11 protein-coding genes are annotated in these 12972 nt (G+C 71.5%); 3 read left to right on the top strand and 8 right to left on the bottom strand.

Going from position 1 to position 12972, the window contains the following annotated elements:
- Window positions 1-190 precede the first annotated feature (190 nt).
- The 3 genes from F4556_RS14320 to F4556_RS14310 all read left to right on the top strand — a co-directional run bounded on the left by F4556_RS14320 (window position 191) and on the right by F4556_RS14310 (window position 2880).
- Entirely contained in the window at window positions 191-799 is a 609-nt protein-coding gene (locus F4556_RS14320) for a TetR family transcriptional regulator (RefSeq protein WP_184915146.1), read from the top strand.
- Between the two features lie 153 nt (window positions 800-952).
- A complete protein-coding gene (locus F4556_RS14315; RefSeq protein ID WP_313068303.1) occupies window positions 953-1549 on the top strand; it encodes a DsbA family oxidoreductase in 597 nt (198 codons plus the stop codon).
- A gap of 209 nt (window positions 1550-1758) precedes the next feature.
- Window positions 1759-2880 (top strand): acyltransferase family protein, encoded by a 1122-nt coding sequence (locus F4556_RS14310; protein WP_246511016.1) that lies wholly within the window; start codon window positions 1759-1761, stop codon window positions 2878-2880.
- 52 nt (window positions 2881-2932) lie between these two features.
- On the opposite strand, the gene F4556_RS14305 is transcribed toward F4556_RS14310, so the two are convergent.
- From F4556_RS14305 to F4556_RS14270, 8 genes are all read right to left on the bottom strand, one after another.
- On the bottom strand, window positions 2933-3817 hold the full coding sequence (locus tag F4556_RS14305; protein WP_184915138.1) for a TIGR03619 family F420-dependent LLM class oxidoreductase: 885 nt from the start codon (window positions 3815-3817) through the stop codon (window positions 2933-2935).
- 93 nt (window positions 3818-3910) lie between these two features.
- A complete protein-coding gene (locus tag F4556_RS14300; RefSeq protein WP_184915135.1) occupies window positions 3911-5434 on the bottom strand; it encodes an MFS transporter in 1524 nt (507 codons plus the stop codon).
- A gap of 64 nt (window positions 5435-5498) precedes the next feature.
- A complete protein-coding gene (locus F4556_RS14295) occupies window positions 5499-5918 on the bottom strand; it encodes a VOC family protein (protein ID WP_313068302.1) in 420 nt (139 codons plus the stop codon).
- 89 nt (window positions 5919-6007) lie between these two features.
- Window positions 6008-6466 (bottom strand): nuclear transport factor 2 family protein, encoded by a 459-nt coding sequence (locus tag F4556_RS14290; protein ID WP_184915132.1) that lies wholly within the window; start codon window positions 6464-6466, stop codon window positions 6008-6010.
- A gap of 204 nt (window positions 6467-6670) precedes the next feature.
- A complete protein-coding gene (locus F4556_RS14285; protein ID WP_184915129.1) occupies window positions 6671-8044 on the bottom strand; it encodes a maltokinase N-terminal cap-like domain-containing protein in 1374 nt (457 codons plus the stop codon).
- Window positions 8041-9729 (bottom strand): maltose alpha-D-glucosyltransferase, encoded by a 1689-nt coding sequence (treS, locus tag F4556_RS14280; protein ID WP_446684972.1) that lies wholly within the window; start codon window positions 9727-9729, stop codon window positions 8041-8043. The genes F4556_RS14285 and treS overlap by 4 nt, the downstream gene beginning before the upstream one ends.
- A complete protein-coding gene (locus F4556_RS14275; protein ID WP_184915126.1) occupies window positions 9726-11681 on the bottom strand; it encodes a maltotransferase domain-containing protein in 1956 nt (651 codons plus the stop codon). Before F4556_RS14275 ends, treS begins: the two co-directional genes overlap by 4 nt.
- On the bottom strand, window positions 11666-12961 hold the full coding sequence (locus F4556_RS14270; protein WP_184915123.1) for an MFS transporter: 1296 nt from the start codon (window positions 12959-12961) through the stop codon (window positions 11666-11668). Before F4556_RS14270 ends, F4556_RS14275 begins: the two co-directional genes overlap by 16 nt.
- Window positions 12962-12972: the final 11 nt, after the last annotated feature.

Below are 12972 nucleotides of genomic sequence, written 5' to 3'. Positions count from 1 at the left end.
CGATCGCTATGTTTTCTCCTCGGTTCGGCCCGCCGAGACGATTTCGACATGTCCTCGATCTGGTGACGACCCGTCCGATTCCCGGCGCGTCTTCGGGAAGTCGGCATTCCGTTCGGGTCCGGACCGATCCAGGCTGAGCTGCGACGACGCCTTCGGCGGCGGCGGTTGGCGGCAAGTGGAAGCAGGGCACATGGTGAAGCAGGAGCGGGCGGCGCGGACCCGGAAAATCCTGGTGGACGCGGCGGCGCTGGAGTTCGACCGGGACGGGTACGAGGGCACCTCGCTGGCGCGGATCAGCAAGGCGGCCGGGATCTCCTCCGGGGCGGTGACCTTCCACTTCGCCCACAAGGGCGCGCTGGCCGGGGCCATCCTGGGCCAGGGCCGGGCGGCCGCGCGCGAGGTGCTGGAGAAGGTGGCCGGCGACGGGGCCGATCCGCTCGGTGCCACGGTGCGGCTCACCCTGGAGCTGGCCCGGCTGCTGGAGTCGGACGTGGTGGTCCGGGCCGCCGCCCGGCTGGCCCGGGAGCAGTCCAGGACGCTCCCCGGCTGGTACTGCGTCTGGCTGCCGACGGTCCGTCAGTGGCTGGCCGAGGCCGGTGCGGCCGGGCTGCTCCGCCCCGGCGTGCAGAGCGACGTGCTGGCGACCACCGTGGGCTACCTGCTGACCGGGCTCGAACTGCGCATCAGGGCCCGGGCGTTCGGCCCCGAAGAGGGTGCGGCCGACGGCCCGGCGGTGGAGCAGCTGGAGCGGATCTGGCGGCTGGTGCTGCGCGGCGTGGCCACCGACCCGCCGGCCTGACCCTCGGAAGGCTGACGGCCCGCCAACTCCGCCGAGTGGCAGGAGATCTGGCGAAGTCGCTGTTGTCCGCGACCGCTCCCCGGCGGGATGGTGGCGGGGAGGGTCGTGCGCCGTGCGGGTACGGCGTCCCTGGCTCGCCGGTGGGAGGTCCCTGTGGCGCCGAGGATTGATTTCTGGTTCGACTACGTCTGCCCGTTCAGTCTGGTCACCCGGGCAGTGCTGACGAGGGTGCGGGCCGCGACCGGGGCCGAAGTGGTGTGGCATCCCTTCGAGTTGCATCCGCACGGGGTTGCCGAGGGGGGTGAGTACCCGCGCGGGCTGTGGCAGGACACCATTCGTCCGCTGGCCGCGAGCGTCGGTGTGGAACTCTCCGGGGGGCCGCCGGGATATCCGCTGCGGCGGACCCGACTGGCTTTCGGGGGTTATCAGTTCGCGCTGGAGCAGGGGTGCGGGGACGTCTACAACAATCGGGTCTTCGACGCCTACTTCGAGGACTGGCAGGATATTTCGGACCCGGTGGTGCTGGTCCGGATCGCCACCGGGATCGGCCTGGACGGGGCCGCGTTCCGGGCCGCGCTGATGTCGGAGCGGTACGCGGCCCGCCATCTGAGCGCGGTGGCCGAGGCGCGGGAGAAGGAGGAGGTGCTGAGCTGTCCGACCGTGGCGGTGGGGAGTTGGCGGGCCTCGGGCGTGCTGGGGGCGGAGGAGATCATGGCGGCGCTGCGGGGAATGCCGGATTCCGGCCGGTGAATTGACCTGAGCATGATCCGGTGGGATCACTCGCACAACTTCCCGAAATGGCGACTCTTCCCGGTGGATTCATTGTGGGCGGCCGGGCGTGCCCGGTTCACTGGCCGCCAGGTGCCACCAACTCTGATGGGAGAGTTCCGATGTCATTGAAAACGGGGGCAAAACCGGGATCCGGGCAGGATCTGAGCCGGTTGCCGTCGCTCACCGGGATGAGAATCATCGCCGCGCTGCTGGTCTTCTTCTTCCACGCGCTCTACCAGTTCCCGTTCGCGGACCAGGGCACGGCCGGCGTGTACAACTCGATATTCGGCCAGGGCGGTTGGACCGGGGTCGGATTCTTCTTCGTGCTCAGCGGATTCGTGCTGGCCTGGTCGGCCCGGGCCGGCGACACCACACCGAAGTTCCTCCGCCGGAGGTTCTTCAAGATCTTCCCCAACCACCTGGTCACCTACTTGGCCGCCGTGGTGGTCTTCCTGCTCGCCGGTACCGCGCTGGGCGGCTGGAAGGCGGTCGCCAACCTGGTGCTGCTGCAGGCCTGGTTCCCGCAGATCGATGTCGAGACCAGCGTCAACCCGGTCTCCTGGTCGCTCTCGGTCGAGGCGCTGTTCTACCTCTCGTTCCCCTTCCTGCTCCGGCTGGTCAACCGGATCCGCCCGGACCGGCTCTGGTACTGGGCCGGTGCGGTGGTCGCGGTGATCTTCACAGTGCCGGTGCTCGCCTGGGCGCTGCCCGAGCAGCCGGGTCTGTTCTTCGCCCCGGTCTCGGAGTGGGAGTTCTGGCTGGTCTACGTGCTCCCGCCGGTCCGGGTGCTGGACTTCACCCTGGGCATCCTGCTGGCGAAGATCGTCCAGCAGGGCCGCTGGATCAACCTCCCGCTGCTGCCCTCGATGGCCCTGGTGGTCGCCGCCTACGCCCTGTCCTCGCAGGTGAGTTGGACGTACGGACTGGTCGCGGTGATGGTGGTGCCGCTCGGCCTGATGATCGCGGCGGCCGCGAACGCCGACCTCACCGGGCGCTGGTCGCCGCTGCGCAGCCGGGCGATGGTCTGGCTGGGCAACGTCTCGTTCGCCTTCTACCTCTGGCACAGCCTGGTGCTCACCCAGGTGCACCGGGCGCTCGGGCTGACCTCGAACTGGAGTGACCCGGGGGCCTTCGGCTACCTGGCGCTCTCGTTCGCCGTCACCCTGCTGCTGGCCTGGGGGCTGTTCGCGCTGGTGGAGGAGCCGGTGATGCGCCGCTGGAGCAAGTCCAGGCGCCGTCCGCCGGCCGTCCCGGAGGCGGGCCCGGAGCAGCCGGTCCCGGTCGGGGCCGGCCAGGGTGGTCGCCGCTGAGCCGAGCGGTACGGAGCGGCCCCCGGATCACCGATCCGGGGGCCGCTGCCGCTCAGTCGCCGGCCCGGGCCAGCGGGGCGTGCAGGTGGACGAACTCCTGGACCTGCTCGGCGGATTCGCCGAACCGGGGGTAGACCACCAGCCGGTCCACCCCGGCCGCCGCGTATCGCTCGAACTCGTCCGCGGCGAGCGGTCCCTGCGGCGGGGTGACGGTGAGCTCCAGCGGGCCGAGCCGCTCCGGCCGGCCGAACTGGGCCGCGACCCGGGTCAACTCCTCCTTGTGTTCCGTCACTTCGGCCGGGCTGAGGTTCCAGCCGTACCAGCCGTGGGCGGTGGTGACGGCCCGTCGGAGGGCCGCCCCGGTGTGGCCGCCGGCCACCACGTGCAGGTCGGACTGGACCGGCCTGGGGTGCGCGTCGACCCCCTTGAAGTCGACGAACCGGCCCTGGAAGAAGGGGTGTTCGTCGTGCCAGAGCGAACGCATGGCGGCCAGGTGCTCCTCGCCCCGGGCGGCTCGGTCGGCGAAGCCGATGCCGAACACCTCGGCCTCCTTGCGGATGTACCCCATCCCGAAGCCCATGATCACCCGGCCGCCGGAGAGCACGTCCAGCGAGGCCAACTGCTTGGCCAGCAGCACGGGCTGACGGAGCGGCAGCAGCAGGATGCCGGTGGCCAGCCGGAGCCGGGTGGTGATCCCGGCCAGGTAGGCCAGCGTGACCACCGGGTCGACCAGCGGCATCCGCGGGTTCCACGGGCTGTCCGTGGTGGGCGGGTCGGGGAAGACCGGGTGCTCCCCGGCCCAGAGCGACTCGTAGCCCAGCTCCTCGGTGAGGGCCGCCAACGGCGCCAACTCGGCCGGGCCGACGGTGGGTTCCATGTTGACGGCGAACAGGCCGAGCTTCGGCGGGGTGCCCGCCGGATGGAAGAGCGAGGTCACAGCAGGACTCCTCGGGTACGAACGGATGGGGTAGCGGACAGCGCGGTACCCGCACCCGGTCAGGCGGTGCGGGTACCGCGTACGGGACGGGTCTCAGCCGACCGGGACGTGCGTCTCGGGGGCGGCCGAGGAGTCGGCGTCCTTGGCCGGCCGCAGGGCGGCCAGGCCGACCAGCGAGCCGATCACGCCGACCCCGAACGAGACCGCGAGGGCCAGCCGGAAGCCGCTGACCAGCGCCGGGGCACCGGCCGCCTCGAGGGCGACACCGTCGGCCAGCAGGCTGGAGGTGCGGGCCGAGGCGATCGCGGCGAACGCGGCCACCCCGATCGCGGCACCGATCTGCTGGGCGGTGGACAGCAGCGCGCTGGCCAGGCCCTGCTCGTGGTCCGGCACCCCGGCGGTGCCGGAGATGGTGACCATCACGACGCCGGTGACATTGCCGAAGCCGACCAGCGCGGTGCCGATCAGGATCAGCGCCAGGTCGCCCGTGGCGGGCAGGAAGGAGCAGATCAGCATGCCGATCGCCTGCAGCAGCAGACCGGAGAACGCGGTGACCCCGAGGCCGAACCGGCCGGCCAGCCGGGCCGCCAGCATGCCCGCCGCGACGGCGGCGAAGCCGAGCACCGAGAAGGTCAGGCCGGTGGCCAGCGGCGAGTAGCCCTTGACGTACTGCAGGTAGAGCGTGAGCACGTAGGTCACCGCGACGAAGGAGCCGACCATCAGCAGGTAGACGATGTTCGCCGCGACCAGGGTGCGCCGCCGGAAGATGGAGAGCGGGATCAGCGGGTGCCGGACGTTGCTCTCCACGATCAGGAAGGCGATCAGCAGCACGGCGAACGCGCCGAATGCGCCCAGCACCTCGCCCGAGGCCCAGCCCGCGGTCTCGCCGCGGGAGACCGCGTAGACCAGGGCGAGCACCGAACCGGTGATGGTGAAGGCGCCCAGGCTGTCCAGCTTGCGGTGCTCGGAGCCGCCGCGGCTCTCGGTCAGCACGGCGGGCGCGATCAGACCGGCCACCAGGCCGATCGGCACGTTGACGAAGAACACCCAGCGCCAGCTGAGCACGTCGGTGAGCACGCCACCGGCGATCACCCCGGCCACGAAGCCGAACGAGAGCACCGCGCCGTACACGCCGAGCGCCTTGTTACGGGCGGCGCCCTCGGCGAACGAGGTGGTCAGCAGGGAGAGCGCGGCCGGGGCGACCAGTGCGGCGCCCAGGCCCTGGGCGGCACGGAGCGCGATCAGCTGCTCGGCGTTCTGGGCCAGACCGGCGACCAGCGAGACCACGGCGAAGCCGATCAGCCCGGCGATGAACAGCTTGCGCCGGCCGAACAGGTCGCCCAGCCGTCCGCCCAGCATCAGGAAGCCGCCGAACGCCAGGGCGTACGAACTCACCACCCACTGCAGGGCGCTGGAGCTGAAGCCGAGGCTGGACTGGATGTCCGGGAGGGCCACGTTGGTGATCGAGAAGTCCAGGACGATCATGAACTCCGCGACGCAGAGGAGCAGCAGCACCAGACCGGGGCGCTTGAGCTCGGTGCCCGGGCCGGTGGCTGTCTGGTCCCGTTCCGGGGCGGGGGAGGAGTGGGTGGTGGGCAGATCTGCTGTCTGTGACATACCTGATTCCTTGGTCGCTGCTCGCCGCGAGGCCGAAGTCGGTGTCGCGGCACGACGGATGGGTCTAGGAGGCGTCCTTGTAGCCCTGGCTGACCTCGACGACGATGCCGTCCGGGTCGGTGAGCCAGACGCTGCGCCAGCCTTCGATGTACTCGGAGAAGTCCAGCGGGCCGAGGGTGATCCGGGCCTGGTCGCCGAGGCGCTCCAGGAGGCCGTCCACGTCGTCGGTCTGGAAGGCGATGTGCCGCGCCGTCCCCCGCTGCTGCGGTCCGTCGGCGGTCGGGGTGGCCGCCGGGCTGTCGACGGCGGTGCTCTCGTCGGCCGGGCCGAAGAGTTCGAGGTAGGACTCGCCGAGCCGGATGAAGACGATCTGCAGATCACCGAGGACGAAGGAGTTGGCCCGTTCGAAGCCGAACCAACGGGTGTAGAAGTCCTCGGTGGCCGAGACTCTCGCGCAGTTGAGGGCGACGTGCGACCAGTTCACGTGAATTCCCTTCCGAATGCGGTGGTGTGACGGGGAAAAGGCTCGGCGGCCGCGCGGAGGGCGGCCGCCGAGCGGTACTGCGGCCGGGATCAGAGCGTGGTGCGCTCACCCTTCGGGCCGACCGGCGACCACCAGAGGTTGAAGTTGGTCAGGCCATCGCCGAAGATCGCGCCCCGGCCCTCGACGACCTTTCCGTTCTCCCACTTCAGGAGGTGCAGACCCTCGATCTCCAGACGGTCGTAGGGCGAGGCGCTCTCGGTGGCGTGCGCCCGCGATCCGGAGGTCTTGTTGACGTCCACCGTGTAGCCGTCGGCCTCGTTGATCAGAATGGTCACCGGCTCGATCTGGAAAGTGCCGCCGGAGGCCTTTCCGACCGTGTCGATGAAGTCCATGAAGTTCTCCAGGCCCTCGTGCCAGCCGGCGAAGGTGTGGTTGCCGGGAGTCAGGAAGCGGACCTGCGGGTCCCAGTACTCGGCGGCCTTCGCACGGTCCCCGGACATCAGGGCGTCGTAGGCGGCGGTGACGTGATCCGCGGTGAGGTTGCTCATTTCTTCCTCCAGAAAATGGGCATCACGGTGACTCGGGTATGATTCACCGATGTTGATCGGAATCACGGCCCGGGATATATCAAGTAAATCCGTCGGGCCGTGCGCCGGGCAAGATAGGGCGGCTGCGCCGAAGGCACTCGGGCAACTTGGCCAAGTCACCCGGAGTTCATTGACGCGATTGATCGCGAATTTCGAACGGGAATTTCATTGGGCCAGCAGTCGGCGGACCGCGGCCAGCGGGATCGGCAGGAAGTCGGGCCGGTGGCGGGCCTCGTAGTGCGCCTCGTAGACCGCCTTGTGCAGGGTGTGGGCCCGGAGCAGCGCGTCCTGTCCGCGCGGGTCCCAGCCGGCCACCCCGGCGTAGCCGAGGCAGAACGCGTCCGCGCCCTGCTCGGCCCAGATCCGCAGCCGGGCGGTGGCCGCCGGATTCGACGGACCGGCCAGCAGGTCCGCGTGGTCCGCGGCGTACTCGAAGGATCTGAGCATTCCCGCCACGTCCCGCAACGGCGAGTGCGGGACGGCCCGTTCGGCCATCGGGAGCGATGGTTCGCCCTCGAAGTCGATCAGGGCCCAGCCGGCCGGGCCGCGCAGCAGTTGCCCGAGGTGCAGATCGCCGTGCACCCGCTGGGTCTCGGCGCCGCCGGGCAGCCGGGCCACCTCGGCGAACGCGGCCGCCAAATCGACGCGGTGCAAGGCCAGTTCGGGCACCACCCGGCAGCTCTCGTCGAGCTGACGGGCCATCGTGGCGGCCAGTCCGGCGAGTTCGGCGGGGCCCAGCAGACCGGTGCCGAGGCCGGCCGCCAGTTCGGCGTGCACGGTGGCCACCGCCCGGCCCATCTCGAACGCCTCGGCGGCGAACTCCCGTACCGCAGACCACGGTTCGGTCCGGAGCCGGTGCAGGCTGTCCTGTGCCAGGGCCCAGCCGTCCACCGCGCCGGCCAGGAAGGACTGCACCACGGCGTAGGTGACCGGGGCGCCGTCCAGATGTCCTTCCACCGCTCCGTGCAGGGCGGCGGTGTGCCGGCCCGCCGAGGCGGCCAGGGCCCGGGGCAGTTCCAGCTCCGGGTTGACCCCCGGGTGCAGCCGCCGGAAGAACTTGACCACGTAGCGGTCGTCCACCACCACCGAGGTGTTGGTCTGCTCGACCCCCAGCGGCCGGCTGCTGAGCGGCGGTCCGTCGGCGAAGCCGCCGAAGCTGGTGAAGCCGAGCGGGTCCCGGGCGTGCTCCCCGGCCACCAGGCCGAGCAGTTCGGTGACCAACTCGTGGTCCCCGGTGGCCTCGTAGACCACCAGGTCGTCCAGGGCGGCGATCAGGTACGGCGCCACCGGATCGGGCAGCGAGGCCCGGATGCCGACCGGGACCTGGTAGTGCTCGGCCGCGCCCCGGTCGGCGAAGTCCACCCGGAGCACCAGGATCGAGCCGACCGAGCCGTCCGGCAGCTCGCTGAACGGGGTGCTCTGCACCACGGTCACCGCGGTGTGCGGGCGCCCCTTCCCGGCGTACCAGCGCTGCCAGGGCAGCCAGGCGTCCAGCGCCCTGGCCAGCCGGTGGTCGAGGGCGACGGCGGCGGCCGTCATGACCGGTCACTGTCCCGGCAGACGCAGAACCAGTAGAACCCGTGGCCCTTCAGGGTGAGTTGGTACGGCCGGTCGGTGATGGTCGGGAACGGCACCTCGCCGGTCACCTCGACCGGGGTGCGCCCCTGGTAGCCGCCCAGTTCCAGTTCGACCGGCTGCGGGTGCCGGGAGAAGTTGTTGACGCAGACCACGGTGGACTCCCGGCCGTCCGGCAGCACGTGGCTGCGGCTGTAGGCGAGCACGGCCGGGTTCGAGGTGGCGATCTCGGCGAAGTCGCCGAGCCCGAAGGCGGGGTGCTGCCGACGGGCCGTCAGCATCCGCCGGGTCCACTGCAGCAGCGAGGAGTCGTTGCCGGACTGGCTCTCCACGTTGACGGCCTGGTAGCCGTACACCGGGTCCATGATCGGCGGCAGGCTGAGCCGGCCCGGGTCGGCGCCGGAGAAGCCCGCGTTGCGGTCGGGTGTCCACTGCATGGGGGTGCGGACGCCGTCCCGGTCGCCGAGCCAGATGTTGTCGCCCATGCCGATCTCGTCCCCGTAGTAGAGGACCGGCGAGCCGGGGAGCGAGAGCAGCAGGGCGGTGAACAGCTCGATCTGGTTGCGGTCCCCGCGCAGCAGCGGCGCCAGCCGGCGGCGGATGCCGACGTTGGCCCGCATCCGCGGGTCCTTGGCGTACTCCGCGTACATGAAGTCGCGCTCCTCGTCGGTGACCATCTCCAGGGTCAGCTCGTCGTGGTTGCGCAGGAAGATCCCCCACTGGCAGTTCTCGGGGATGTCCGGGGTCTTGGCCAGCACGTCGGAGACCGGCTGCTTGGACTCCATCCGGACCGCCATGAAGATCCGTGGCATCAGCGGGAAGTGGAACGCCATGTGGCACTCGTCGCCGCCGGAGGTGTAGTCGCCGAAGTAGTGCGCGACGTCCTCCGGCCACTGGTTGGCCTCGGCCAGCAGGACCCGGCCCGGGTACTCCTGGTCCACCATCGCGCGGACCCGCTTGAGGAAGGCGTGGGTCTGCGGCAGGTTCTCGCAGTTGGTGCCGTCCTGGGCGAACAGGTAGGGCACCGCGTCCAGCCGGAAGCCGTCCACCTGGAGGTCGAGCCAGAACCGCAGCACGTCCAGCATGGCGTCCTGGACGGCCGGGCTCTCGTAGTTGAGGTCGGGCTGGTGCGAGAAGAAGCGGTGCCAGTAGTACTGACCGCGGACCGGGTCGTGGGCCCAGTTGGAGTTCTCGGTGTCGACGAAGATGATCCGGGCGTCCGGGTACCGCTTGTCGTCGTCGGCCCACATGTAGAAGTCGCCGTACGGGCCTTCGGGGTCGCGGCGGGACTCCTGGAACCACGGGTGCTGGTCGCTGGTGTGGTTCATCACCATGTCGATCACCACCCGCATACCGCGCTGGTGCGCGGCGTCCAGCAGGTCGGTGAAGTCCTGCAGGGTGCCGAACTCCGGCAGTACGGAGCGGTAGTCCGCCACGTCGTACCCGCCGTCCCGCAGCGGCGAGGCGAAGAACGGCGGCAGCCAGAGGCAGTCCACCCCGAGCCACTGCAGGTAGTCCAGCTTCTCGATCAGCCCGCGCAGGTCGCCCGCGCCGTCCTGGTTGCTGTCGTGGAAGGACCGCACCATGACCTCGTAGAACACCGCCTTCTTGAACCAGTCGGCGGAGACCGGCAGCGCGTGAGTGCTCAACTGTTCCTCCAGGAGTAGATGTGCGCGACGGTCCGGTCCGGGTCCACCTTGACGTCGAAGGAGGTGCCCAACTCCCGCAGCTCGCCGGTCACTTCGTCGGTGACCAGGAGGCGTCCGGGGAGCGGTCCGGCCGGGTCCAGGGTGACCGTGCCCTCGGTGGGCCGGCTCGGGTCGAGGGTGACGACGCAGAGCACGGTGTCCCCGGTGGCCGGGTCGGTCTTGGAGAACGCGATCAGGTCCGCGCTGTCCACCGGGTGGAAGCGCAGGGTGCGCAGCTGCTGCAGCGCGGGGTGCCGCCGCCGGATGCCGTTCAGCACGGTCAGCCAGGGCTCCAGCGAACGTCCCTCGGCCCGGGCGGCGGCGAAGTCGCGCGGCCGCAGCTGGAACTTCTCGGAGTCCAGGTACTCCTCGCCCCCGCTCGCCAGTACCTGGTGCTCCATCAGTTCGAAGCCCGCGTAGACCCCCCAGCTCGGCGAGAGCAGCGCGGCCAGCGCGGCCCGGACGGCGAAGGCGCCGGGGTCGTCCCGCTGCAGGCCGCGCGGCAGGATGTCGGGGGTGTTGACGAAGAAGTTCGGCCGCAGGAAGTCGGCGTCGCCGACCAACTCGGTCAGGTAGTCGGTGAGTTCCTCCTTGGTGTCGCGCCAGGTGAAGTAGGTGTAGGACTGCGTGAAGCCGAGCCTGGCCAGCCCGTGCAGCACGGCGGGGCGGGTGAACGCCTCGGCCAGGAAGAGCACGTCCGGGCGGGTGGACTTCACGGTGCGGATCAGCCAGTGCCAGAAGTCCGGCGGCTTGGTGTGCGGGTTGTCGACCCGGAAGATCCGCACCCCGCGCTCGGCCCAGAACTCCACCACCCGGAGGATCTCCCGGTACAGGCCGCCCGGGGCCCGGTCGAAGTTGAGCGGGTAGATGTCCTGGTACTTCTTCGGCGGGTTCTCGGCGAACGCGATGCTGCCGTCCGGGAGTTGGGTGAACCACTCGGGGTGCTCGGCGACCCACGGGTGGTCGGGGGCGCACTGCAGGGCGAGGTCGAGCGCCACCTCCAGGCCGAGCCGCCCGGCCTCGAACAGGAACGCGTCGAAGTCCGCCAGGGTGCCGAGCTCCGGGTGCACGGCGTCGTGCCCGCCGGCCGCCGAGCCGACCGCCCAGGGCGAACCGACGTCCTCCGGGCCCGCGGTCAGCGAGTTGTTCGGCCCCTTCCGGTTGACCGCCCCGATCGGGTGGACCGGCGGCAGGTAGACCACGTCGAAGCCCATCGCGGCGACCCTGGTCAGCTCCCGGGCGGCGGTCCTGAAGGTGCCGTGCACCGGCCGCCCGGCGGCGTCGGTGCCGCCGGTGGAACGCGGGAAGAACTCGTACCAGCTGCTGAACAGGGCACGCTCGCGGTCGACTTCGACCTGGTACGAGGGCCCCTCGGTGACCAGGTCGCGCGGTGCGGCGGCCGCCACCAGCCGCTCCACCCGGTCGGTCAGCGCGGCCCTGACCCGCAGTCGGACCGGGGTCCGCGGGTCGCGCAGCGCCTCGGCGGCCCGGGTCAGCTCGGGCCGGTCGGCGGACCGGCCGGACCGGGCGACCCGCTCCAGCAGCCGGGCGCCGAGCTCCAGCTCGGCGGCCAACTCCTCGGCGCCCTGGCCTGCTTCGACCTTGGCCAGGACGGCGTGCCGCCAGCTGGCCCACGGGTCGCTCCAGGCGATCACCTGGAAGGTCCAGGGACCCTCGCGGTCCGGCACCACCACCGCCTGCCAGCGGTCGGTGCCGGGGTCGACCGCGGTCATCGCGATCTCGGCGGAGGTGCCGCCGGGACCGCACCAGCGGACGGCGGCGCCGACCGCGTCGTGCCCCTCGCGCCAGATCGTGGCGTCGACCGGCAGGTGCTCACCGACCACCGATTTGGCCGGATATTCTCCGTGCCCGATGACCGGTTTGACTTCGTCGATACTCAGACGGCCACCCATGGATTTCTCCCAGGAATAGACGTTAAGTGCTCCGGAGGACCAGGATCGACGACGTTTCCCGGTGATTGCGAGAAGAGAATTCCAACTCTGGCAACTGCCGCGAATTTACGGTCCGGGTTCTTTTCCGGGAACTCCACCGGAAATTCCCTGGTGGCGACGGGTGGCCGGGTGAGCGAACGGGCGGCCGGCACCAGGGCCGCGCCGAGCACCGCCTCGGCGCCGAACAGCCAGCCGGCCCAGCCGTGGTCGAGCAGCGGGGCGGCGGCGGTCACGGTCAGCGCCCCGGCCAGCATCCCCGAGGTGGCGAACAGCGAGGCGGTACCGCCCTCGGATCCGGCAGGACCGGCGCCCGGCAGCCAGGTCTGCAGGGTGGTGTGCAGGTAGCTCCAGGCGCAGCCGTACAGCACCGCCGCGAGCACTGCGGGGACCGCCGACCGCCCGGACCAGGCGACTGCGGCGGCGCTCACGCAGGCCAGGCCGCCGACGGCGAGCAGCCGCCCGGCGGGCCACCGCCGGCCGTGCCGACGGACCGTCAGGGAGCCGGCCAGCACCCCGAGCGCGTAGGCCGTCACCACCACCGGACCGGCCCGCCCGGCCCCCTCACCGAGGGCCGGGACCAGCAGCATCGGCGGCGCCACCAGCGCGGTGCCCTCCAGCAGCCCGAGGCCCAGCACCAGCCGCCGCCCGGACGGCACCGGGCGCCGGCCGGTCGGCCGCGGGCCCGGGGGTGCGCCCCGCCGCAGCCCGGCCACGGTCAGCCCGGCGCCGACGGCGAGCGCGCCGAACAGCAGCCGCCAACTGCCGTGCGCGACGGCAAGTCCGGCCAGCAGCGGGGTGAGCACGGCGCTGACCGAGGTGGCGGTGGTGAGCCCGGCGAACCGCCGTTGCCGGGCGCCCGGGTCGGCCACCGCCGCGTGCCGGGCGGCGATCGCCGGGGTGAGCGCGGCGAACCCGGCGCCCGCCAGCACCCGCAGCACCAGCCAGGGGCCCGCCCCGGTGGCCAGCGCGGAGCCGGCCGAGGCGACCGCGGCCAGCAGCAGCCCGGCCCGGACGGCGGCCTGCGGACCGTACCGGTCCACCAGCCGTCCCCAGAGCGGCAGGGCGCAGGCGTGGCCGAGCGAGTGCAGCCCGACCGAGAGGGTCACCGTGCCAGGGCCGGTGCCGAGACCGGCGGCCAGGGCGGGCAGCAGGGGAGTGGTGACGCACCAGTCGGCGTTGGCGAGCACGGCGGCCCGGCGCAGGCCGCGGCCCCCGTCGTCACGGGTCTTCGCGAGTGGCATGGACGCTCTTC

This window comes from Kitasatospora gansuensis, from assembly GCF_014203705.1.
GTDB classification, from domain to species: domain Bacteria; phylum Actinomycetota; class Actinomycetes; order Streptomycetales; family Streptomycetaceae; genus Kitasatospora; species Kitasatospora gansuensis.
The sequence above is the reverse complement of the archived record's forward strand: the minus strand, read 5'-3'. Positions and strand labels throughout refer to the sequence as shown.